The following is a 23220-nucleotide window of genomic DNA, read 5'->3' on the forward strand; positions in this document are numbered from 1 at the left end:
CTGGCACGGTGTGACCACCGGCTCCATCAGGGACGGCCTTCGGCGTGCCGACTCCCGCGAGCTCTGTCACTACGACACAGGAGGCGGCGTGTCCCGTTCTCGTCGTGCCCGCGTACCCATCACCGCAACCCTGATCTCCCTGGCCATGGCCTCGACCACCCTGTTCGGCGCGCCCGCCCAGGCGGCCGCCCAGGTCCCCCCACGGGATGCGAAAGCCGCATCCCCGGTCAGCCAGGTGGCGCCGAAGGCGCCAAAGGCCGCAGCCGATCCCTTCTCCGTCCTCATCTTCTCCAAGACCGCCGGCTTCCGGCACGACTCCATCCCCACCGGCATCGCCGCCATCCAACAACTCGGCGTCGACAACGGATTCACCGTGGACAACTCCGAGGACGGCGCCGCATTCAACGACGCCAACCTGGCGAAGTACAAGGCGGTGATCTGGCTCTCCACCACCGGTGACGTGCTCAACGCCGACCAGCAGGCGGCGTTCGAGCGCTACGTGAAGGCGGGCGGCGGCTACGTCGGCATCCACGCGGCGTCGGACACCGAGTACAGCTGGGCCTGGTACGGCGACCTGGTCGGCGCGTACTTCGCCAACCACCCGCAGAACCAGCAGGCCACAGTCAAGGTGGAGGATCACGCCCACCCGTCCACTGCCGGACTGCCGGACCGCTGGTCCCGGTTCGACGAGTGGTACAACTACCAGACCAACCCCCGGCCGGACGTCCACGTGCTGGCCAGCCTGGACGAGAAGAGCTACACCGCCGGCGCCGGCGCGATGGGTGCGGACCACCCGATCGCCTGGTGTCAGGACTTCGACGGTGGTCGGTCCTGGTACACCGGAGGCGGGCACACCCGGGAGTCGTACGCCGAGCCCGGCTTCCTCTCCCACCTGCTCGGCGGCATCCGCACCGCGGCAGGTGTCGAGAACGCCGACTGCGGCGCCTCGAAGACCTCGAACTTCGAGAAGGTCACGCTGGACAGCAACACCAGCAACCCGATGGAGTTGGACATCGCCCCCGACGGGCGGGTCTTCTACATCGAGCGCGACGGTCGCGTGCAGATCGTGAAGCCGGACACCGGCAACACCGTCACCGCCGTCGACCTGGACGTCTTCACCGGCAACGAGGACGGCCTCATCGGCATCCGGCTCGACCCGGACTTCGCCACCAATAACTGGGTGTACCTGTACTACGCCCCGAACGACGGGGTCACCCGCAACCTGCTGTCCCGCTTCACGGTGACCGGCGACACCATTAACCCGGCCAGCGAGAAGCAGGTGCTGCGGGTCGACACCCAGCGCAACACCTGCTGCCACGCCGGCGGCAGCATGGCCTTCGACGGCGACGGCAACCTCTACCTGGCCACCGGTGACAACACCAACCCGTTCGAGTCGAACTCGTACTCGCCGATCGACGAGCGGTCGGGCCGCCAGGACTACGACGCGCAGCGCACCTCCGCCAACACGAACGACCTGCGCGGCAAGGTGATCCGGATCCACCCGGAGGACGACGGAACGTACACCGTGCCGTCGGGCAACCTCTTCGCGGCGGGCACCGAAAAGACCCGTCCCGAGATCTACGCGATGGGCTTCCGCAACCCGTTCCGGATCGGCACCGACCCGAAGACCAACACGCTGTACGTAGCGGACTACGGACCGGACGCCAACGCGGACAACCCGAACCGGGGCCCCCGCGGTCTGGTCGAGTGGAACATCGTCACCCCGGGCAACTACGGCTGGCCGTACTGCACGGGCACGAACGAGGCGTACAACGACTACACGTTCCCGTCCGGCCCGAGCGGCGCGAAGTTCGACTGCGCCGCGCCGGTGAACAACTCGCCGAACAACACCGGCCTGACCAACCTCCCGCCGGTGGTTCCGGCGACCGTCGACTACGGGTACGCCGGTGACGCGCGTTACCCGGAGATCGGTGGCGGTGGCGCCCCGATGGGCGGCCCGGTCTACCGGTACGACGCCGACCTCAACTCGAACCGCAAGTGGCCGGCGTACTACGACGGCAAGGCGCTGCTCGGTGAGTGGAACCAGAACAAGATGTACACCATGCAGGTGACCCCCGACGGCAAGTCGTTGGTGGACATCAACCAGCTGCTCACCGGGCTGAGCATGATCCGGCCGATGGACTTCGAGTTCGGCCCGGACGGCGCGCTGTACCTGATCGAGTGGGGCAGCGGCTTCGGCGGCAACAACGACAACTCCGGCGTCTACCGGATCGACTACACCGCCGGTGACCGCGCACCGATCGCGGCGGCGTCCGCCAACCCGACCTCGGGTCCGGCGCCGTTGACCGTCACGTTCTCCAGCGCCGGCTCACGGGACCCGGACGGTGGCACGCTCACCTACGCCTGGACGTTCGGCGACGGGCAGTCCTCCACCGAGGCCAACCCGACCCACACGTACGCCACGGCGGGCAACTACACCGCCCAGCTCACCGTCACCAACCCCAAGGGTCGGACCGCGGTGGCCAACGTTCCGGTCACCGTGGGCAACACCGCGCCGACGGTCTCCATCGAGTTCCCACCGGACGGCGGCTTCTTCAACTGGGGCGACCAGGTCCGTTACTCGATCAAGGTGACCGACCCCGAGGACGGGCAGATCGACTGTGACCGGGTCGGGCTGCAGGTGCTGCTCGGTCACGACGAGCACGCCCACCCGCTGGAGCAGCACACCGGCTGCACCGGCACCGTCCAGACGTCGCTCGCCTCCGGGCACGGCGCCGAGGCGAACGTCTTCGCGGTCTTCGAGGCCACCTACACCGACAAGGGTGGTGCCGGCGGTGCCGGTGCCCTGACCGGCCGGCAGATCGAGGTCCTCCAGCCGAAGCAGAAGCAGGCCGAGTACTTCACCGCCACCGGGCGTGCCCCGGTGAGCACCGGCGGCGGAGACGCCGGCGTGCAGCGGGAGACCGGCGCCGACACCGCCGGTGGCGGCCAGAACATCGGGTTCATCGAGGACGGCGACTGGTGGTCGGTGGCCCCGGCGGACCTGACCAACATCACCGAGATCCGGTTCCGGGCCGCCTCCGCCGCCGCCGGCGGTCGGATCGAGGTCCGCGCGGGTGCGGTTGACGGACCGGTGGTCGCCACGGCCACCGTGCCGGCGACCGGCGCGTGGCAGACGTACACCGACGTGAGCGCACCGGTCACCGGTGCCGCGAGCGGCTCGCTGTACTTCCTGGCCCGCGACCCGAACGGCGGAACGGGTTCGCTGTTCAACGTCAACTGGATGGACTTCGTCGGCCGCGGTGTCACCGAGAACGGCCCGCCGGTGGTCAGCGCCACTGCCACCCCGGCCACCGGCACCGCACCGGTCACCGTTGCCTTCGACGGCACGGCCACCGACGCCGAGGGCGACACCCCGCTGACGTACGCCTGGGACTTCGGTGACGGAGGCACGGCATCCACCCTGGACGCAAGCCACACCTACACCAGCCCGGGCACCTTCACGGCCACCCTCACGGTGACCGACAGCAAGGGCGCCAAGTCGTACGCCACCGTGCCGGTGCGGGTCGACGCCCCGGACACGTCCTGCTTCGGGGCGCGTTCGGACGACTTCAACGGCAACAGCCTCGACAAGGCGCGCTGGACCAGCGTCATCAGGGAGAACCAGCTCTACTCGCTCAGTGGCGGCGCGCTGCGGCTGCCCACCGGCGTGGGTGACCTCTACGGCGCTCGCAACGACGCCACCAACCTGGTGCTCCAGGCGGCCCCGACCGGCGCGTGGGAGATGACCACAAAGGTCACCCTGCCGGTGACGGCCAACTACCAGCAGGCCGGCGTTCTGGTGTACGGCGACGACGACAACTACGCCAAGCTGGACCTGCTGTACAACGGCAGCCGGCGGGTGGAGTTCATCCGGGAGACGGCTGCCACGCCTCGCAACGAGGCCGCCGACAGCGCCGCCGCACCGGCGGGTGACACCGTGTACCTGCGGATCACCAGCGACGGGACGAACCTGACCGCGTCCGCATCGGGCGACGGGCAGACCTTCACCCCGGTCGGCCGTTCGGCCGCGCTCGCCGGCATCACCAACCCGCGGATCGGGGTCTTCGCGCTCAACGGTGGCACCGAGGCACCTGTCGTCGACGCGGCCTTCGACTCGTTCCAGGTGACGCCGGACGCCCCGGCCGGGCCGGTCGACCCGTCGGACGAGTTCACCGGCAGCACGCTGGACAAGTGCCGGTGGGACGCGATCCTTCGGGAGGACCCGGCCGGTTACCGGGTCGCCGATGGCGCGCTGCGCATCGACGTGCCCAACGGTGACATCTACGGCACCGACAACACCGGGCCGAAGAACTTCATCCTCCAGACCGCGCCCTCGGGCGACTGGACCCTGGAGACGAAGGTCGACGGCAGTCTGCTGAACGAGCAGTACCAGCAGGCCGGTCTGCTCGTGCAGGCCGACGACGACAACTACCTGAAGTTCGACTTCATCGCGGACAACCAGGCCGGCCAGGCGGTGACGCGGCGGATCGAGTTCCGCAGCGAGATCGCCGGGGTGGTCCAGAACCCGCAGCCCGAGGCGGGCAACCTGACCTCGGCGGTGTGGCACCTGCGGTTGGCCCGCACGGGCGACACGTTCACCGCGTCGTACTCGGCCGACGGGACGACCTGGACCGCGTTGACGGCGCTGACCAACAGCGCGGTCGGGGCCACCCCGAAGGTCGGGCTGTTCACCCTCGGCGCCAACCAGACGGCGTCGAAGACCGCCTCGTTCGACTACTTCCGGCTCAGCACCGAGGTGGCCGACGAGACGGCGCCGGTCACCACAGCGGCGGTTTCCGGTACCCCGACCGAGGGGTGGCACACCGGGCCGGTGACGATCACGCTCAGCGGGGCTGACGAGGCCGGCGGTAGTGGGCTCGACAGCACTGAGTACCAGCTGGACGGGGCCACCACCTGGACGGCCTACACCGCTCCGGTGGCGGTCAGCGGGGACGGCGAGCACGAGCTCCGGTTCCGCTCGACGGACAAGGCCGGCAACGTGGAGGCGACGAAGACCGTCTCGGTCAAGATCGACGCCACTGCGCCGGTGACCTCGGCGACGTTCGCTCCGGCGAACGACGCCGGCTGGCACAACGGGACCATCCCGGTCGTGCTGGCCGCCACCGACGCCGGTTCCGGCGTCAAGACGGTGGAGTGGTCGCTGGACGGTGGCGCGTGGACGCCGTACTCGGAGCCGGTCGAGGTGACCGGTGACGGGCAGCACGAGCTGCTGTACCGCTCGACCGACAAGGCGGGCAACGCCGAGACGCTCAAGTCGGCGGTCTTGAAGATCGACGGCACCAAGCCGACGCTGCTGGTGTCCGGGCTCGCCGACGGCCAGCTCTACGGCGACAGCCAGGACATCCGGGTGTCGTGGCAGGCCGTCGACCCGAGCTCGGGCATCGCGAGCGTGGTCGGCCAGTTGGACGGCCAGGCGTATGCCAGCGGCACTCTGCAGGCCATGTACGACCTGTCGCTCGGCCTGCACGAGCTGACCGTGACCGCGACCGACAAGGCGGGCAACAAGACCACCTCGACGGTCAGGTTCTTCGTCACCACCTCGTTCCGGGACATGCAGAGTCTGCTGGACCGGTTCAAGGCGACGGGGCGGCTCTCGACCAAGGCGCACAAGCAGCTGTCGAACAAGCTCGACGCTGTGCGCGCGTCCGAGGCGGCCGGTGACGACAAGGCGGCGGTCCGGCAACTGACCGCATTCCGGACGCTCGCCTCCGACGCCACGCTGGTGGGTGAAGGGGAGATCCGGGACGTCCTGATCCGGGACGCCGACGCCATGATCGTTCGGCTCGGCGGCGCGGCCAGCAAGGCCGGGGTCAAGGCGAACGACGGTGACTCGGTCAAGGGCACCGGACGGCTTGGTGGCGATGCCACCCGGCTGGCACCCGGTCGCCAGCTCTGATCCGACGAGGCCCCTCCCCGGCGCTGCGGCGTCGGGGAGGGGCCTCCCTCATCGGTAGTGAGGAGATGTCCGTGACGGGTATCCGCAAGGTGTTGGCCGCCGTGTCCGTCGGACTGGCCCTGACCCTGGTCGCCGCCGCCCCGGCGGCGGCTCAGGCCGCTCAGGCCGCCGGGGCGGCTCAGGCCGCTCAGGCCGCCGGGGCGGCTCAGGCCGCTCAGGCCGCCGGGGCGGCTCAGGCCGCTCAGGCCGCCGGGGCGGCTCAGGCCGCTCGGGCTGCGCAGGCCGACAAGCTCAAACTCACGGTTGCCGGCGACGGGGCCGAGGGCGTCACCATCCAGGCCACCCACACCGATGGCCGCCGGCTGGAGCAGGTGGTGCGGTTGGTCCTCACCGCCACCGGCCCGGACGGGCAGCGGATCGGGCCGGTGCAGCTGGATCCGCAGCCTGAGGGGCACGGCTTCTACAGCAGCGGCCCGGTGCTCTCCGCCGGCAAGTGGAAGGTGACTGTGAAGTCCCCGGCTCCACTGCAGAGCGAGGCCACCGCCACGGTGCAGGCCAGGGCGGCGCAGTCACCGCCGGCGCCCGAGCCGGTCGCGGTGACCAAGCCGGCGGACGCGGCAGGCGGGGCCGCCGGCTGGTGGCCGTTCGCAGCGGCCGGTCTCGTGCTCGTCGCCGCGGCGATGGGGGTGGCCATGCTGTTCGGCCGCCGCCGCAGCGACTGACCGACAGGCGCTCAAGCGCAGTAACAACGACCGGGCCGGGCCGCGACAAGCGGCCCGGCCCGGTGTCGTTGGGCTCAGAGGATGGCGCGCAGCGCGGCCAGGTCGTCGTCGCTGGGCTCCCAGGTGCCGGCGGCGGCGTTGGCACGCACCTGCTCGGGCGTGGTGGCACCGGCGATCACCGAGGTCACCGCCGGCTGGGCGGCCAGCCCGCCGATCGCCACCTGGAGCATCGTGAGACCCCGCTCGGCCGCGTACGCCTCGATCGCCTCGATGGTGTCCCAGTCGGCAGCGGCGAGCCGCTCCGCGTACCGGCCACCACCGGAGAGCCGGCTGCCGGCCGGCGGCTGACCCTCGCGCTTGTACTTGCCGGTGAGCAGACCGTTGGCGAGCGGGAAGAACGGCAGCATGCCGAGGCCGAACCGCTCACATGCCGGGATCACCTCGGCCTCCACCGACCGCTCCACCAGGCTGTAGTGGTTCTGCGCGCTGATGAAGCGGGACCGGCCGTTGGACGAGGCGACCCAGTCCGCGTCGGCGATCTGCCAGCCGGCGAAGTTGGAGTTGCCCAGGTAGCGCACCTTGCCGTCACGGACCAGGTCGTCCAGGGCCGCGAGGGTCTCGTCGATCGGGGTGCCCGGGTCGGGCTCGTGCATCTGGTACAGGTCGATGTGGTCGGTGCCGAGCCGGCGCAGCGACGCCTCCACCGCGCGGGCGATGTAGCGCCGCGATCCGCGGGCCCCGAAGTCTGGCCCGTTGAGGCCGTTCATATCCATGCCGAACTTGGTGGCCACCACCACGTCGTCCCGGCGCCCCTTGAGCGCCTGCCCGAGCAGCTCCTCGGAGCCGCCCTGCGGCTCGCCGTAGATGTCGGCGGTGTCGAACAGGGTGATGCCGGCGTCCAGGGCGGCGTCCACCACCGCGCGGGTGCCGTCGAGGTCCAGCTTGCGGCCGAAGTTGTTGCAGCCGATGCCGACCACGGACACCACGAGCCCGGAGTCGCCCAGCCGGCGATAGGTCATTTGAGTCACGAGATCCACCCTATGCCGGCCGGACGCACCGTCGCCGGGGACCGCTCACCCGACGTCCCAGACCGGTTCCGGGGTCTCCACCACCTCGCTGTCGCCGCGGAACAGCACGAACCGGTCGAACGAGCGGGTGAACCATCGGTCGTGGGTGACGGCGATCACCGTCCCCTCGAAGGCGTTCAGCCCCGCTTCGAGGGCTTCGGCGCTGGCCAGGTCGAGGTTGTCGGTGGGCTCGTCGAGCAGCAGCAGGGTCGCCCCGGACAACTCCAGCAGCAGCACCAGGAACCGGGCCTGCTGCCCACCGGAGAGCGTGCCGAAGCGCTGGTCGCCCTGCGCGGCCAACTCGTAGCGACTGAGCACTCCCATCGCCGCGTGCCGGTCCATCCCGGTGCGATGCTCGTCACCCCGCCAGAGGATCTCGACAAGCGTCTTCGACATCAGCTCCGGCCGGTCGTGGGTCTGGGAGAAGTGCCCGGGGCGGACCCGGGCACCGAGGCGGGCCGTGCCGTCGTGCGCCACCGGGGCGAGCGCGCCCGCGCCGTCGACCGGCCCGTTCGCCGGGTCCGGGTCGGTGCCGCCGCGGGCCAGCAGCCGCAGGAAGTGCGACTTGCCGGTGCCGTTGGCACCGAGCACCGCGAGCCGATCGCCGTACCAGATCTCCAGGTCGAAGGGGAAGGTCAGGCCGTCGAGCTCCAGCTGCTCGCACACGACCGCGCGCTTGCCGGTCCGCCCGCCGCTGAGCCGCATCCGGATGTCCTGGTCCTTCGGCGGTACGGGCGGCGGCCCGGCCTCCTCGAACTTGCGCAACCGCGTCTGCGCGGCCTGGTAGCGCGAGGCCAACCCGTCGTTGTACGCGGCCTTCTGCTTGTACATCAGCATCAGCTCGCGCAGCTTCTGGTGCTCCTCGTCCCAGCGCCGGCGCAGCTCGTCGAGGCGGGCGTGCCGAGCCACCCGGGCGGAGTGCCAGCTCGCGAAGCCGCCCGGGTGCACCCAGGCGCTGCCACCCTCGACGGCAACCACCCGGTCGGCGCTCTGGGCCAGCAGCTCGCGGTCGTGCGAGACGTAGAGCACCGACTTCGTCGACTCGCGCAGTCGCGCCTCCAGCCAGCGTTTGCCGGGCACGTCGAGGAAGTTGTCAGGTTCGTCGAGCAGCAGCACCTCGTCCGGGCCACGCAGCAGCAACTCCAGGGCGAAGCGCTTCTGCTGGCCGCCGGAGAGGGTGCGCACGGGTCGATCCCGTACGGCGTCCCAGGGCTGGCCGAGCACGATGGTCGCGACGGTGTCGAAGAGCACCTCGGCGTCGTACCCGCCGGCCTCGCCCCAGGCGCCGAGCGCATCGGCGTACGCCAGTTGGGCCTTGCCCGCGGCGTTGCTGAACTTGCCGTGGGCCTCGGCCGCCCGCATGGCCGCCTCGGTCTCGCCGAGCCGCCGGCCGGCGTCGCGCAGTGCCGGCGGTGCCAGTGACAACGCCAGGTCGGCGAGGGTCGACTCGTCGCCGATCATGCCGATGAACTGGCGCATCACGCCCAGCCCGCCGGCGCGCGCGACGACGCCGCTGCGTACCGGCAGGTCACCGGCGACCATCCTCAGCAGCGTCGTCTTCCCCGCGCCGTTCGGCCCGACCAGGGCGACCTTGCTGCCCTCGCCGACCCGGAACGACACATCGGCGAAGAGTTCCCGACCGTCGGGCAGGATGTGCCCGACCCCTGCCACGTCCACGTATCCCACGCCGGGATCCTGCCCCAGTGAGGGTCGGGGGGTATATCCAATTACCGGGTGACGCGCAGCACCCGGAAGCCCTTTTGGCTGGCGTACCGCTCGACCTGCCAGCTCTGCTCGGTGAGCCAGTGTTGGAGCGAGTCGCCACCGAGGTGCCGGGCGACGACCAACCAGCCGACGCCGTCCGGGGCGAGTCGCGGCAGCCAGCGCAGCAGCAGGTCGTGCAGCCCGTCCTTGCCGATCCGGATGGGTGGGTTCGACCAGAGCTGCGCGAAGCGGACGCCCTCCGGAACGTCGTCCGGTGCGCTGACCCGGACCCTGTCGACCGCGCCGATCCGGGCCGCGTTGACGGCGGTCAGCTCGCGCGCCCGGGCGTTGACGTCGACGGCCCAGACGGTGCTCGTGGGCGCGAGGTCGGCCAGCACGCAGCTGATCGGCCCGAACCCGCAGCCGAGGTCGAGCAGGTCGCCGGCGGTGTCGGCGGCGGGCAGCTCGGCCTTGCGCAGCAGCACCGCGGTGCCCGGGTCGAGTCGGCTGGCGGAGAAGACCCCGCCGGCCGAGGCGAGCCGGTAGTCGCGGTCGGCGACGGAGAACTCGACCTCGCGCGCCGGGGCGTCGCTGGTCGGCTGAGCGGTGAAGTAGTGGTCGCCGGTCACGCGGCAATTCTCGCACCGGCCCGGGGCCCACCTGACACGGCCCACGCGTACATTTACCCGAAATTACCCCCTAAAGGGACAATGACTCCTACTCTGGGCGACATGGTGTATCGGTACCAGTCCGATGAGGACGCTTTCGAGGAGTACCCGGAGCCCGGGTCCGACCTGTCGGTGCTCGGCGCCGGTCCGCCCCCGCCGGCCGGGCCCTCTCCGTCACGCTTCCCCACGCCGTCGCTGCCCCGGCCGAACCAGCTCTCACTGCCCTCGTCGCAGCCCGGGCCGACCCGCGCCAACGTGCCGCAGCCCGCGCCGACCCGTGCCGACATCCCGCCCGCCCCGCCTCGCAGCCAGATCTACACCTCGGCGACGCCTGTGGAGCCGCCGGCTCGGCGCGGCGGCGGCCGACTGTGGCAGGTACTGATCGGCGGCGCGGCCGTCCTGGTGCTCCTCGCCCTCTGCGGCCTCGGTGCCGCCGCGCTGCTCAACGACCGGAACGGTCAACCGCAGAGCAACCCGACGTACCAGCCGAACGCCGCCCCGACCTCGGCAGCGGCGGAACGGCTGGCGCTCGACTCCCGGGACACCGACCAGGCCCCGCTCACCGCAAAGGAACTCTTCCCCGGCAAGGAGCTGAAGCTCACCGACGGCCAGCCGAGCTACCAGGTGCTCAAGACCCAGTCCAGCGGCAGTTGCGCCGTCGCCGCCACCGACGAGGTCGCCGACCTGCTGGTCCGGCTCGGCTGCAACCAGGTCGTCCGGGCCACGCTGAGTACGCCCGACGGCGGTCACCTGGTCACCGCCGGCCTGTTCAACCTCACCGACAAGGTCAGCGCGGAACGAGCCCGGGACCGGCTCCGGCAACTGCTCGACGAGCGGCAGGGCCGCTTCCGTGGCCTCACCGCCGGAGACAGCGACGGCACCGATGTCCTGGCCAGCGCTCCGGCACGCGTCGGCTGGCAGGTACGTGGCCACTACCTGGCGTACGCGCTCGTGGTCCGCAAGGACGGGGCGGCGGTCAAGGCGGGTGACGCCAAGGTCCGCGAGATCCTGTTCGACATGATCGAGCTGCACCTCAGCCGGGGAGTGCTGCAGAGCCGGGCCGACGGTGGCACCGCCGCACAACCCACGGCGGCACCGACCGGCAGCAACGCCAACCAGGGCGATCTGCCAGGCAACTGACCCCGCGGACGGTCAGCCCTCGATCGGGACCCGCAGCCGGCGGGTGAGGGTGGCGCGGTGGGCGTACTCGGCCGGATCGGCCGGGTAGCCGACGGCGACCAGGGTCAGCCCGTGCGCGGGCGCCACTGTCACCTCGCTGGACCGCTCCCGCTGGGTCAGCAGCCCGCCCGGCCACTCCACCGGGCGGCGGCCGTCCCCGGCCACCAGCATGGCCCCCACCAGGCTGCGCACCATCGCCTGGCAGAACGCGTCGGCCTGCACTGTGGCGACCAGGATGCCGTCCGGGTCCCGACGCCAGTCCAGCCGGGTCACCTCGCGCAGCGTGGTCGCGTGCTCCTTGCGCCGGCAGTACGCGGCGAAGTCGTGCTCCCCCACCAGCCCGGTCGCGGCGGCGTTCAGCGCGGCCAGGTCCAACGGCTTCGGCCAGGCCAGCACCTCGTGCCGGCGCAGCGGCTCCGCACCGAAGGGCGCGTCGGTGACCCGGTACTCGTAGCGTCGGAAGGTGGCCGAGAACCGGGCGTCGAAGTCGGCCGGCACCTCGGTCATCGCCCGTACGCGCACGTCGGTGGGGAGCAGCCGGGCCAGGCGACGCAGCAGCCGTCCCTCGTGCTGTCGCCACACGTCCACCGGCACGTCCAGGTGGCACACCTGCCCCGTGGCGTGCACCCCCGCGTCGGTCCGCCCGGCCACCGTCAGCCCGGTCGCCGTACCGGCGCCGAGGACCAGGTCCAGGGTCTCGACGAGCACCCCCGCCACGGTGCGCCGGGTCGGCTGGGCAGCCCAGCCGGAGAAGTCGGTGCCATCGTACGAGACGTCCAGCCGTAGCCGGATCCGCTCGTCCACCTCGTACCTCCTGTTACGGGTCGGGCCCGGCACCCCCGATGGGGTGCCGGGCCCGACAATGCCCTTGATCAGGCCTTGTTCTCGGTGGCCTCGTCGCTGTCCTCGCGGGCGGCGTCGGTGTCACCGGACGCCGACACCGGCGCCTCGGAGTCCTGGTCGGCCGGAGCCGACTTCGGGGCCTCGTCGGCCGGGGCGAGCGCCTCGACCTTGTCCTGCTGCGCGGCCTTGCGGGCGGCGGTCTTCTTGTTCACCTTCGGCTCGGCGACCTGAAGCTCCTCCACCAGCTCGATGATGGCCATCGGCGCGTTGTCACCCTTGCGCGGACCGGTCTTCACGATCCGGGTGTAACCGCCGGGGCGGTTGGAGTACCGGGGCGCGATCTGGTCGAACAGGGCGTAGACCACGTCCTTGTCCTTGACGACACCCAGCACCCGCCGCCGCGAGGCGAGGTCACCGCGCTTGGCCTTGGTGATGAGCTGCTCGGCCAGCGGGCGCAGCCGCCGGGCCTTCGTCTCGGTGGTCTGGATCTTGCCGTGCTGGAACAGCGCGGTCGCCAGGTTGGCCAGCATCAGCCGCTCGTGCGAGGGGCTGCCGCCGAGGCGGGGGCCCTTGGTGGGCGTGGGCATTTTTGGTGCTCCTCAGTTGTGGCGGCAGCGCGGACTAGAGCTGCTCGGTCTCGCGGTAGTCGTCGGTGTCGTAGTCGGCCTCGCCGAAGGTGTCCACGACGTGCGCCGGGTCGAAGTTCGGAGCCGAGTCCTTCAGCCCGAGACCCATCCCGGCGAGCTTCATCTTGACCTCGTCGATCGACTTCTGACCGAAGTTGCGAATGTCGAGGAGGTCGGCCTCGGTACGCCCGATGAGCTCACCAACGGAGTTGATGCCCTCGCGCTTGAGGCAGTTGTAGGAGCGGACGGTGAGGTCCAGCTCCTCGATCGGCAGGGCAAGGTCCGCCGCCAGCTGGGCGTCCTGCGGGGACGGCCCGATGTCGATGCCCTCGGCGGTCTCGTCCAGCTCCCGGGCGAGCCCGAACAGCTCCACGAGCGTCGAACCGGCGGAGGCCAGCGCGGTACGCGGGCCCATCGACGGCTTGGTCTCGACGTCGATGATCAGCCGGTCGAAGTCGGTGCGCTGCTCGACACGGGTCGCCTCGACGCGGTAGGTCACCTTCAGCACCGGCGAGTAGATCGAGTCGACCGGGATCCGGCCGATCTCGGCGCCGGACTGCTTGTTCTGCGCCGCCGTCACGTAGCCCCGGCCCCGCTCGACGGTCAGCTCCATGTCGAGCCGGCCCTTGCCGTTCAGGGTGGCGAGCTTGAGATCCGGGTTGTGCACCGAGACGCCGGCCGGCGGCTGGATGTCGCCCGCGGTCACGTCGCCCGGGCCCTGCTTGCGCAGGTACATGCTGACCGGCTCGTCGTGCTCGGAGCTGACGCACAGCTCCTTGATGTTCATGACGAGCTCGACCACGTCCTCCTTGACACCGGGGATCGTGGTGAACTCGTGCAGCACACCGTCGATCTTGATCGAGGTGACGGCCGCGCCCGGGATCGACGACAGCAGCGTGCGCCGCAGCGAGTTGCCCAGGGTGTAGCCGAAGCCCGGCTCGAGCGGCTCGATGGCGAACCGCGACCGGGTCTCGTTGATCGACTCCTCGGAGAGGGAGGGTCGCTGGCTGATGAGCATCTTTTCTCTTCTCTTCCGGGACGCCCGCTATTTGACGCCCACGACACAAACTGTTCCGGTGGCCCGCCCCGAAGGGCGGGCCACCGAACGAGCTCGGACTACTTGGAGTAGAGCTCGACGATCAACTGCTCCTGGACCTGCGTGTCGATGACCTGCCGGGCCGGGAGGGAGTGCACGAGCACCTTCATCTGGCTCGGGATGGCCTCAAGCCACGCCGGAACCGTCTTCGAGCCGGCCTGAGCCTGCGCGACGATGAACGGGGTGAGCTCCTTGCTCTTGCCCCGAACCTCGATGATGTCGTGCTCCTTGACGCGGTACGACGGGATGTCGACCTTCTTGCCGTTCACCGTGAAGTGACCGTGCTTGACCAGCTGGCGGGCCATGTCCCGCGAGTGGGCGTAGCCGGCCCGGTAAACGACGTTGTCCAGCCGCGACTCGAGGATCTGCAGGAGGACCTCACCGGTCTTCGCCTGCTTGCCAACGGCTTCCTCGTAGTAACCGCGGAACTGCTTCTCCAGCACGCCGTAAACCCGGCGGGCCTTCTGCTTCTCACGGAGCTGGAGCAGGTACTCCGTCTCCTTGGTACGGCCACGGCCGTGCTGCCCGGGCGGGAACGGCCGGGACTCGAACGGGCACTTCGGACCATCGCACTTGCTGCCCTTGAGGAACAGCTTCATCTTCTCCCGCCGGCAACGGCGGCAGTCTGCACCGGTGTAACGAGCCATCTCTCTCTACCTCTCAGACCCGGCGACGCTTCGGCGGACGGCACCCGTTGTGCGGCTGCGGGGTGACGTCGGAGATCTGCCCGACCTCGAGGCCCACTGCCTGCAGCGAACGGATGGCGGTCTCCCGGCCGGAGCCGGGACCCTTGACGAACACGTCGACCTTGCGCATGCCGTGCTCCATGGCGCGACGCGCGGCAGCCTCGGCGGCCAGCTGCGCGGCGAACGGAGTCGACTTGCGGGAGCCCTTGAAGCCGACCTGGCCGGCGGAGGCCCAGGAGATGACCGCACCGGTCGGGTCCGTGATGGACACGATGGTGTTGTTGAACGTGCTCTTGATGTGCGCCTGCCCGTGGGCGACGTTCTTGCGTTCCTTGCGCCGGACCTTCTTTACAGCGGCTCCGGCACGAGCCTTCGGTGGCATAAGTCTGTGCGCTCCTAGTTGACTTTCCGGATTGGGTTGCGGCCTGACCCACCTCGGTGGTGGCCGACCCCGTCATCCGGTTAAGAACTACTTCTTGCCGGGCTTCTTCTTGCCGGCGACGGTCCGCTTCGGGCCCTTGCGGGTCCGTGCGTTGGTCTTGGTCCGCTGGCCACGCACGGGCAGGCCCCGGCGGTGCCGGATGCCGGCGTAGCAGCCGATCTCAACCTTGCGGCGGATGTCAGCGGCGACCTCGCGGCGCAGGTCGCCTTCAACCTTGTAGTTGCCCTCGATGTGGTCGCGGAGCTGCACGAGCTCCTCGTCCGTGAGGTCCCGAGCGCGCTTGTCCGGCGAGATGCCGGTGGCGGCGAGTGTCTCCAGGGCGCGGGTGCGACCGACCCCGAAGATGTAGGTGAGCGCGATTTCCAACCGCTTTTCGCGGGGGAGATCCACGCCGACTAGACGTGCCATGTGCGGGCGTACTCCTCGTGATGTGTGGCGGAGGTGTGGACCCGTCCCACCCCGCTACCGGCCGTCCCGTCTTTCCGACGCGTTGAGCGCCGGCGACCGGGATCGGTCGCTGCCCGAGCGGGCCCCGGCCTCCGACCGGGGGTCAGCCACGCAGAGGTACGTCTGGCGTACCGCTCGTGGCTGGGACGAGCATGTGTGATGTGTGTGTCGCTGCGGATCTGCCTGGACCAACGCCACCCGGCCGAGTTCCGGCCGGACGGGCTGAGTCAGCCCTGGCGCTGCTTGTGGCGCGGGTCGCTGCAGATGACCATGACCCGGCCGTGCCGGCGGATAACCCGGCACTTGTTGCAGATCCTCTTGACGCTCGGCTTGACCTTCACGGTTGCCTTACTTCCCATCTGGCCCGGGGACGCGCCATGCGCGACACCGGACGTCGAAGACGGACACGGGACTTCCCGGCCGTCGTCAGGACTACTTGTAGCGGTAGACGATGCGCCCGCGGGTCAGGTCGTACGGCGAAAGTTCGACGACGACCCGGTCCTCCGGAAGGATGCGGATGTAGTGCTGCCGCATCTTGCCGCTGATGTGAGCCAACACCTTGTGGCCGTTCGCGAGCTCCACCCGGAACATGGCGTTCGGCAGGGGCTCGATGACCCGACCCTCGATCTCAATGGCTCCGTCTTTTTTCGGCATGTCCTCCGCTGTCCTGACGTCGATTGCTCCGGGCGGCCCACAACGTCTTACACGGAAATCTGATCAGAATCAGAAGCCCGCGCCAGCCGCGGCTCCAGCTCCCACCGAAGCGCAGGGTGGGCATGCCGGAGTGGACGCTGTGCGCCGATCTGAAAGTGTACGCCCGCCTGCAGTCCGCCGCCAAACCGACCACCCACCCCGCAGTGCGGCAACCCCAACGGCCCCATTCCCAGCGCCGTTGATCATGAAGTTGTTGTCACGACACGCCGGAGCCGGCGGCAATAACTTCATGATCAACGGCGGGGGTCGGGGCCTGGGCCGGGGGGCGGGGGTCGGGGGTTGGGGTTGGGGGGCGGGGGTCGGGGGGTTGGGGTTGTTCAGGGGGTTGTTGGGGGGTTGTCTGATTTGGCGGCGCGCTTTGCCTGCTTGCGCTCCCGGCGGCGCTGGCGCTTGACGGCCTGGCGCTGGGGCTCTCCCCCGGCCAACCCCGTGACCGTGCGGACCACCAGCACCGCGCCCCACGGCCCCGCCACCCAGCCCGGCCAGAAGTAGAGCAGATCCTGGCTGAGCAGCGACGTCACCGCCCAGATGGCCACCACGATAGGGATCACCTGCAGGTACGGGAACCACACCTCAGCCAACCAGCGGGCGGCGACCCCCCTGGTGGGGGCCTGATCGAACTGGTCACCCGGCAGGCTCACCGCCGACCCGGCGGCCGGTGCCAGGCCCGACCGCTGCGCAGGCGTCACCGGCGGCAGGTCAGTGAGCAGGGCCTCAAGGTCGGCGTACGTGCGTGCCGCGTAGGCCCGCTGCAACCGCTCGTCGTACTCGTGCAGATCCAGCCGACCCTCGTCGAGGGCGACCCGCAACCGGTCGGCCACCGCCGCACGGTCCGAATCAGCGGCTCGCATCCCGTCGCGCCCGTCCATGTCGGCAAGCATGCCACCGTCGCGCCAGTCCCGCCCGACCCCCAACCTCGGTCGATCATGAAGTTGTTGCCAGCCGCACCGGCGTGTCAGGGCAATAACTTCATGATCGACCGGGGGATGCGGCCCGATTGGGCCGACGTGGGTCGGGGGTGGGGTTAGGGGGTTTTGGTGGCTGCTGGTTGGCGTGCCGTTACCAGGTCGCCCAGGCGGGCGCGGCCACCGTCGAACGCGGTGAGCACCCAGACCCCGTCCGGCAGCAGGGCCATCGAGTGCTCGACGTGCGCGGCCACCGAGCCGTCCCGGGTGACGACCGTCCACCCGTCGGCCAACTCGGCGGTACGCGGGGACGCCATGGTGATCATCGGCTCGATGGCCAGCGCCATTCCGGGGACCAGTCGCGGGCCCTTGCCCGGCCGACCGTGGTTGAGCACGTGCGGGTCCTGGTGCATCTCGGTGCCGATGCCGTGCCCGCCGTAGCCGTCGACGATGCCGTACCGGCCGCCCTTGCGGACAGCGGTCTCCACGGCGTGCGAGATGTCGGTGAGGCGGCCCTTGCCACTGGCCGCGCCGCGCGCGGCGGCGGCGATGCCGGCCCACATCGCGTCCTCGGCGACCTCGGCCATCCTCAGCAGCGCCGGGTCGACGTCGCCGACCCCCACCGTGATCGCGGAGTCGCCGTGCCACCCGTCCAGCACCGCGCCGCAGTCGATGGAGATCAGGTCACCGGCCTGCAGCACCTGCTTCGGCGACGGGATGGCGTGCACGATCTGCTCGTTGACCGAGGAGCAGATCGACGCCGGAAAACCGTGGTAGCCCTTGAACGACGGGACGCCACCCGCCTCGCGGATGGTCGCCTCGGCGATGGCGTCCAGATCGGCCGTGCTCACGCCGGGGGCAACAGCCTCCCGCATCCGGCGAAGCGCCTCGGCCACCACCAGCCCGGCGGCCCGCATCTTCTCGATCTGGTCAGGGGTCTTCAGCTGGATGTCCAGCTGGGGACGACGCATGGAGCGGTTACCTTTCGTTGCCGAACAGCGGGGCACATAACGCGCACCCCGCTGTTCGCACTCTATCCGCCGTGGCCCGGCCGGACCTCAGCCGCCGTACGACCGCAACGCGTCGATGGCCCGGGTGGTGACGTCCTCCACCGGGCCGGTGGCGTCGATCCCGACCAGCTTGCCCTGGGCGCCGTAGTAGTCGACCAGGGGTGCGGTCTTCTCGCTGTACTCGCGAAGCCGCGTGGCGATCGTCTCCGGCTTGTCGTCGTCACGCTGGAACAGCTCGGCGCCACACCTGTCACAGATGCCGGGCCGGGTGGTGGCGTCGAACTCGACGTGCCAGATCTTGCCGCAACCCCGGCAGGTACGCCGACCGGAGAGCCGCCGAATCACCTCGTCGTCGTCGACGACCAGCTCCAGGACCAGATCCAGGGCGGTGCCCAGATCGGCGAGGAGCTTGTCCAGAGCGGCCGCCTGCGGAGTCGTCCGCGGGAAGCCGTCGAGCAGAAAACCCTCGCTGGCGTCGGGCTCGGCCAGCCGGTCCCGGACCATGTTGATGGTGACCTCGTCCGGAACCAGCTCGCCCGCGTCCATGTACCGCTTCGCCTCGACACCGAGCGGCGTGCCCTGGGTGACGTTCGACCGGAAGATGTCTCCGGTCGAAATCTTCGGCACCGAGAGGTGCGCGGCGATGAACTCGGCCTGCGTGCCCTTGCCCGCGCCCGGCGGGCCAACCAGAACGAGTCTCATCTACCGCAGGAACCCTTCGTAGTTCCGCTGCATGAGTTGGCTCTCGATCTGCTTCACGGTCTCCAGACCGACGCCGACCATGATGAGCACAGCGGTGCCGCCGAACGGGAAGTTCTGGTACTGCTGGTTGTCCAGCCAGATGAAGAAGAAGTTCGGCAGGATCGAGATGACGCCGAGGTAGAGCGCGCCCGGCAGGGTGATCCGGCTGAGGATGAAGTCCAGGTAGTCGGCGGTCGGCTTGCCCGGGCGGATGCCCGGCACGAACCCGCCGTACTTCTTCATGTTGTCCGCGACCTCGGTCGGGTTGAACGTGATCGAGACGTAGAAGTACGTAAAGAAGATGATCAGCAGGAAGTAGACCGCGATGTAGATCGGGCTGCTCGGGTTGACCAGGTTGTTCTGGATCCACGACTGGGTCTTGCCCGGGTCGGTCTGGTCGAAGAACTGCAGCGCCAACTGCGGCAGGTAGAGCAGCGACGACCCGAAGATGACAGGGATCACACCCGCCTGGTTGACCTTGAGCGGGATGTAGGTCGAGGTGCCGCCGTACATCCGCCGGCCGATCATCCGCTTGGCGTACTGCACCGGGATGCGGCGCTGCGCCTGCTCGATGAAGGTGACAGCGGTGATGACCACCAGGACCAGCGCGATGACCAGGGCGAACATGTCCCAGCCCTTGCTGGTCTTGATCTGCCAACCCTCGCTGGGCAGTCGCGCCGCGATCGAGGTGAAGATCAGGACGGACATGCCGTTGCCGACGCCGCGGTCGGTGATCAGCTCACCGAGCCACATGACCATGCCGGTGCCGGCGGTCATCGTCATCACGAGGATGGCCAGGGTCAGCCAGTCCGGGATGCCGGTGCCGGTCGGGATGATCGGGAACTGGTCGCAGCGGTTCTGGAACAGCTGGCCCGAGCGGGCCAGGGCCACGAACGCCGAGGCCTGCAGCACACCGAGACCGAGGGTCAGGTAGCGCGTGTACTGGGTGATCTTCGCCTGACCTGCCTGGCCCTCCTTGCGGAGCTGCTCCAGGCGGGGGATCACGACGGTCAGCAGCTGCAGGATGATCGACGCGGTGATGTAGGGCATGATGCCCAGCGCGAAGACCGAGAGCTGGAGCAGCGCTCCGCCGGAGAAGAGGTTGAGAAGGTTCACCACCCCGGTGGTGTCACCCTGGATGGTGTCGAGGCACTTCTGCACGTTGCCGTACGAGACGCCCGGGCTGGGGAGCGTTGCACCCAGCCGGTAGACCGCGATGATGCCTACTGTGAACAGCAGCTTCTTGCGCAGGTCAGGCGTACGGAACGCACTGAGAAAGGCGGACAGCAACTTCTTCCTCCTGCGCGAGGCGGGCCGCCGGTGATCCCTGGCGGGTCGGGGTGGATCACGGGCGAGTGCCCGCAATCCATGGCTGGGATGGGACTCTAACAGCCTCACCCCGGTCCGGGCAGATGCGCCCGACTACATAAATCGATTCCGATGTTACCGGGCGCTCAGGCCCCAGGCAGACCATGGCGCCCGCCAGTTGCTCACAACTGGACGGGCGCCATGGTCGTAGGCCTTACAGCTCGGTGACGGAGCCACCGGCGGCGGCGATCTTCTCCTTGGCCGACGCACTGAACGCGTGCGCAGACACCTGGAGCGCCACACCGCCGAGATCCCCGGTGCCGAGGACCTTGACCGGGTGACCCTTGCGGACCGCGCCGGACTCGACGAGCTCCAGCGGGCCGACCTGACCACCGTTCGGGAACAGCTCAGCGAGTCGGTCCAGGTTGACCACCTGGAAGACCACCTTGAACTTGTTCTTGAAGCCCTTCATCTTCGGCAGGCGCATGTGGATGGGCATCTGCCCACCCTCGAACGCCGCCGAGATGTTCTTGCGGGCCTTGGAACCCTTGGTACCGCGACCAGCGGTCTTGCCCTTGGAACCCTCACCGCGACCCACACGGGTCTTCGCGGTCTTGGAACCGGGCGCCGGGCGCAGGTGATGCACCTTGATCGTCATTACTCGACCTCCTCGACCTTCACGAGGTGGCTCACAGTGAAGATCATGCCGCGGATCTCGGGCCGGTCCTCCTTGACCACCACGTCGTTGATCCGCTTGAGACCGAGCGAACGCAGCGACTCACGCTGGTTGTGCTTGGTCCCGATACCGGACCGGAGCTGGGTGACCTTCAGGCGTGCCATCAGTGCGCCACCCCCGCACGCGACGCCAGCATGGCGGCCGGCGCGACGTCCTCCACCGGCAGACCACGACGCGCCGCGACCTGCTCGGGGGACTCAAGCCCCTTCAGGGCCGCCACGGTGGCGTGCACGATGTTGATCGGGTTCGACGAGCCGAGGCTCTTGGAGAGCACGTCGTGGATCCCGGCGCACTCCAGCACGGCGCGCACCGGGCCACCGGCGATGACACCCGTACCGGCCGAGGCCGGCTTGAGCAGCACCACACCAGCGGCGTCCTCACCCGTCACCGGGTGCGGGATCGACTGACCGATCCGCGGAACCTTGAAGAAGTGCTTCTTGGCCTCCTCGACACCCTTGGCGATGGCCGCGGGCACCTCCTTGGCCTTTCCGTAGCCCACGCCGACCGTGCCGTCGCCGTCGCCCACGATCACCAGGGCGGTGAAGCTGAAGCGACGACCACCCTTCACGACCTTGGCGACGCGGTTGATCGCGACGACCCGCTCAAGGTGCGGGGTCTTCTCGACGGGCGCGTTTCCGCGGCCGCCCTCACGGCGGTTGTCGCGGCGACCACCCTCGTTGCCACCGGACCCGCCGCCACGGCGCTGTTGACCTGGCATCAGCAGCCTTCCTTCTCTCTCGTGACGGGGTTGTTAGAACTCGAGCCCGGCTTCGCGGGCGGCGTCGGCAAGCGCGGCGACTCGCCCCGCGTACCGGTTGCCACCGCGGTCGAAGACGACCTTGGAGACGCCGGCGGCCTTGGCCCGCTCGGCGAGCAGCGCGCCCACCTTGCCGGCCAGGGCGCTCTTGTCGCCCTCCGCACCGCGCAGCGAGGCGTCCAGGGTCGACGCCGACGCCAGGGTGTGACCCTTGGTGTCGTCGACGACCTGGGCGACCATGTGCCGCAGGGAGCGGGTGACGACCAGGCGCGGACGCTCGGCCGTACCGCTGACGTTCTTGCGGACGCGGAAGTGTCGACGCGCACGCCCAACGGCGCGCTTGGCGGCGACACCGCGGCGGCGCTTGAGCAGCGTGGCGCTCACTTCTTACCTGCCTTTCCAGCCTTGCGGCGGATGACCTCGCCCTGGTACTTGACGCCCTTGCCCTTGTAGGGCTCCGGCGGGCGGATCTTCCGGATGTTGGCGGCGACCTCACCGACCTGCTGCTTGTCGATGCCAGCCACGTGGAACAGGGTCGGCCGCTCCACCGTGAAGGTGATGCCCGCCGGGGCGGGGACGACCACCGGGTGCGAGAACCCGAGCGCGAACTCGAGGTCCGAACCCTTGGCGGTGACCCGGTAACCGGTGCCGGCGATCTCCAGGCTCTTGCGGTAGCCCTCGGTGACCCCGACGATCATGTTCGCAACCAGCGTACGGCTCAGGCCGTGGAGTTCCTTGGCCTTGCGCTCGTCGTTCGGCCGGTTGACGCTCAGCTGCCCATCCTCGGCCCGCTCGATCGTGATCGGCTCGGCGAGGGTGTGTTGGAGCTGGCCCTTGGGGCCCTTGACCTTGACGGTCTGCCCGTCGATCGTGATGTCGACGCCGGCTGGTACCGGGATCGACTTACGTCCAATTCGCGACATTTCTACCAGTCTCCCGTTACCAGACGAAGGCGAGGACTTCCCCGCCAACACTCCGCTTGCGGGCCTGCCGGTCGGTCAGCAGCCCCTGGGACGTCGAAATGATCGCCACGCCCAGCCCACCGAGCACCCGCGGGAGCCCGTCCGACTTGGCGTACACCCGGAGACCGGGCTTGGACACGCGCTTGATGCCGGCCAGGCTCCGCTCGCGGTTCTGGCCGTACTTCAGCTCGACGACCAGTCGCTTGCCGACGGCGCCCTCCTCGGGCTCCTCGACCGACCAGGTGGCGATGTAACCCTCGGCCTTCAAGACCTCGGCGATGTTCGCCTTGATCTTGGAGTAGGGCATCTTCACCTGATCGTGGTACGCCTGGTTGGCGTTACGCAGACGCGTGAGCATGTCTGCGATCGGGTCGGTCATCGTCATGGATTTCGTCAGCCTTTCTCGCCGGGGTTCCCGGAGCATCAGCCCCGGGCCTACGGCGAAGAGCAATACCTAATCGGTGCAGGAGTTCCCGGCCGACGGCCGGGACGCGGTCGCCCTTACCAGGAAGCCTTGGACACGCCCGGCAGCTCACCGCGGTGAGCCATCTCCCGGATGCAGACCCGGCAGAGCCCGAACTTGCGGTAGACCGCCTTCGGACGCCCGCACCGCTGGCAGCGGGTGTACGCGCGAACCGAGAACTTCGGCTTCGCGGCCGCCTTGATGATCAGCGCCTTCTTGGCCAT

General features: G+C 69.5%; 25 protein-coding genes. 3 read left to right on the forward strand and 22 right to left on the reverse strand.

Going from position 1 to position 23220, the window contains the following annotated elements; genetic code table 11:
* Positions 1-88: 88 nt before the first annotated feature.
* The gene (locus ACQP0U_RS28960; protein WP_433313205.1) at positions 89-5920 is read left to right on the forward strand and encodes a ThuA domain-containing protein; all 5832 of its coding nucleotides are present in this window, start codon (positions 89-91) and stop codon (positions 5918-5920) included.
* 71 nt (positions 5921-5991) lie between these two features.
* Positions 5992-6642, forward strand: coding sequence for a hypothetical protein (locus ACQP0U_RS28965; RefSeq protein WP_433313208.1), 651 nt, complete (start codon positions 5992-5994; stop codon positions 6640-6642).
* Positions 6643-6716: 74 nt separating this feature from the next.
* On the opposite strand, the gene ACQP0U_RS28970 is transcribed toward ACQP0U_RS28965, so the two are convergent.
* From ACQP0U_RS28970 to ACQP0U_RS28980, 3 genes are read right to left on the reverse strand one after another with little or no spacing between them, the layout of a single operon-like run.
* On the reverse strand, positions 6717-7679 hold the full coding sequence (locus ACQP0U_RS28970) for an aldo/keto reductase (protein WP_433313211.1): 963 nt from the start codon (positions 7677-7679) through the stop codon (positions 6717-6719).
* A 36-nt stretch (positions 7680-7715) separates the two neighbouring features.
* Complete coding sequence (locus ACQP0U_RS28975) at positions 7716-9395, reverse strand: ABC-F family ATP-binding cassette domain-containing protein (protein ID WP_433313214.1); 1680 nt, start codon at positions 9393-9395, stop codon at positions 7716-7718.
* Between the two features lie 41 nt (positions 9396-9436).
* Positions 9437-10042, reverse strand: coding sequence for a class I SAM-dependent methyltransferase (locus ACQP0U_RS28980; RefSeq protein ID WP_433313217.1), 606 nt, complete (start codon positions 10040-10042; stop codon positions 9437-9439).
* A gap of 102 nt (positions 10043-10144) precedes the next feature.
* Here ACQP0U_RS28980 and ACQP0U_RS28985 point away from each other — a divergent pair, with 102 nt between their 5' ends.
* A complete protein-coding gene (locus tag ACQP0U_RS28985; RefSeq protein WP_433313219.1) occupies positions 10145-11221 on the forward strand; it encodes a hypothetical protein in 1077 nt (358 codons plus the stop codon).
* Positions 11222-11233: 12 nt separating this feature from the next.
* Here the strand turns inward: ACQP0U_RS28985 and truA are convergent, their stop codons facing one another.
* The 19 genes from truA to ACQP0U_RS29080 form a co-directional block, all read right to left on the reverse strand.
* Positions 11234-12064, reverse strand: a complete 831-nt coding sequence (gene truA / locus ACQP0U_RS28990; protein ID WP_433313222.1) for a tRNA pseudouridine(38-40) synthase TruA — start codon at positions 12062-12064, stop codon at positions 11234-11236.
* A gap of 68 nt (positions 12065-12132) precedes the next feature.
* On the reverse strand, positions 12133-12690 hold the full coding sequence (rplQ, locus tag ACQP0U_RS28995; protein WP_053653920.1) for a 50S ribosomal protein L17: 558 nt from the start codon (positions 12688-12690) through the stop codon (positions 12133-12135).
* Positions 12691-12724: 34 nt separating this feature from the next.
* Positions 12725-13747, reverse strand: a complete 1023-nt coding sequence (locus tag ACQP0U_RS29000; RefSeq protein ID WP_007465227.1) for a DNA-directed RNA polymerase subunit alpha — start codon at positions 13745-13747, stop codon at positions 12725-12727.
* A 98-nt stretch (positions 13748-13845) separates the two neighbouring features.
* Positions 13846-14472, reverse strand: coding sequence for a 30S ribosomal protein S4 (rpsD, locus tag ACQP0U_RS29005; RefSeq protein WP_030489600.1), 627 nt, complete (start codon positions 14470-14472; stop codon positions 13846-13848).
* A gap of 13 nt (positions 14473-14485) precedes the next feature.
* Positions 14486-14893 carry a 30S ribosomal protein S11 gene (rpsK, locus tag ACQP0U_RS29010; RefSeq protein ID WP_007073011.1) on the reverse strand — a complete coding sequence of 136 codons (408 nt, stop codon included), beginning with the start codon at positions 14891-14893 and terminating at the stop codon, positions 14486-14488.
* Between the two features lie 87 nt (positions 14894-14980).
* Positions 14981-15361 carry a 30S ribosomal protein S13 gene (gene rpsM / locus ACQP0U_RS29015; RefSeq protein ID WP_030329917.1) on the reverse strand — a complete coding sequence of 127 codons (381 nt, stop codon included), beginning with the start codon at positions 15359-15361 and terminating at the stop codon, positions 14981-14983.
* A gap of 266 nt (positions 15362-15627) precedes the next feature.
* A complete protein-coding gene (gene rpmJ / locus ACQP0U_RS29020) occupies positions 15628-15741 on the reverse strand; it encodes a 50S ribosomal protein L36 (RefSeq protein WP_043965539.1) in 114 nt (37 codons plus the stop codon).
* Between the two features lie 91 nt (positions 15742-15832).
* The gene (gene infA, locus ACQP0U_RS29025) at positions 15833-16054 is read right to left on the reverse strand and encodes a translation initiation factor IF-1 (protein ID WP_007073013.1); all 222 of its coding nucleotides are present in this window, start codon (positions 16052-16054) and stop codon (positions 15833-15835) included.
* A gap of 377 nt (positions 16055-16431) precedes the next feature.
* Entirely contained in the window at positions 16432-16983 is a 552-nt protein-coding gene (locus tag ACQP0U_RS29030; RefSeq protein ID WP_433313226.1) for a DUF1707 SHOCT-like domain-containing protein, read from the reverse strand.
* A gap of 155 nt (positions 16984-17138) precedes the next feature.
* Positions 17139-17990, reverse strand: a complete 852-nt coding sequence (gene map / locus ACQP0U_RS29035; RefSeq protein ID WP_357279159.1) for a type I methionyl aminopeptidase — start codon at positions 17988-17990, stop codon at positions 17139-17141.
* A gap of 87 nt (positions 17991-18077) precedes the next feature.
* Positions 18078-18731, reverse strand: a complete 654-nt coding sequence (locus ACQP0U_RS29040) for an adenylate kinase (protein WP_088950228.1) — start codon at positions 18729-18731, stop codon at positions 18078-18080.
* Entirely contained in the window at positions 18732-20060 is a 1329-nt protein-coding gene (secY, locus tag ACQP0U_RS29045) for a preprotein translocase subunit SecY (RefSeq protein ID WP_210820364.1), read from the reverse strand.
* Positions 20061-20292: 232 nt separating this feature from the next.
* The gene (rplO, locus tag ACQP0U_RS29050; RefSeq protein WP_030329906.1) at positions 20293-20736 is read right to left on the reverse strand and encodes a 50S ribosomal protein L15; all 444 of its coding nucleotides are present in this window, start codon (positions 20734-20736) and stop codon (positions 20293-20295) included.
* The gene (gene rpmD, locus ACQP0U_RS29055) at positions 20736-20918 is read right to left on the reverse strand and encodes a 50S ribosomal protein L30 (RefSeq protein ID WP_007465262.1); all 183 of its coding nucleotides are present in this window, start codon (positions 20916-20918) and stop codon (positions 20736-20738) included. Before rpmD ends, rplO begins: the two co-directional genes overlap by 1 nt.
* Positions 20918-21532 (reverse strand): 30S ribosomal protein S5, encoded by a 615-nt coding sequence (gene rpsE / locus ACQP0U_RS29060; protein ID WP_074314587.1) that lies wholly within the window; start codon positions 21530-21532, stop codon positions 20918-20920. The genes rpmD and rpsE overlap by 1 nt, the downstream gene beginning before the upstream one ends.
* 33 nt (positions 21533-21565) lie before the next feature.
* Positions 21566-21955: a 50S ribosomal protein L18 gene (rplR, locus tag ACQP0U_RS29065; RefSeq protein WP_091402381.1), complete on the reverse strand. Its 390-nt coding sequence runs from the start codon at positions 21953-21955 to the stop codon at positions 21566-21568.
* Positions 21952-22494 carry a 50S ribosomal protein L6 gene (gene rplF / locus ACQP0U_RS29070; protein WP_124860508.1) on the reverse strand — a complete coding sequence of 181 codons (543 nt, stop codon included), beginning with the start codon at positions 22492-22494 and terminating at the stop codon, positions 21952-21954. Before rplF ends, rplR begins: the two co-directional genes overlap by 4 nt.
* Positions 22495-22510: 16 nt before the next feature.
* Entirely contained in the window at positions 22511-22918 is a 408-nt protein-coding gene (gene rpsH, locus ACQP0U_RS29075; RefSeq protein ID WP_007465270.1) for a 30S ribosomal protein S8, read from the reverse strand.
* A 116-nt stretch (positions 22919-23034) separates the two neighbouring features.
* Positions 23035-23220 carry a type Z 30S ribosomal protein S14 gene (locus tag ACQP0U_RS29080; protein ID WP_007465272.1) on the reverse strand — a complete coding sequence of 62 codons (186 nt, stop codon included), beginning with the start codon at positions 23218-23220 and terminating at the stop codon, positions 23035-23037.

It is taken from the genome of Micromonospora sp. CA-269861 (assembly GCF_050948505.1).
Taxonomy (GTDB): Bacteria; Actinomycetota; Actinomycetes; order Mycobacteriales; family Micromonosporaceae; genus Micromonospora.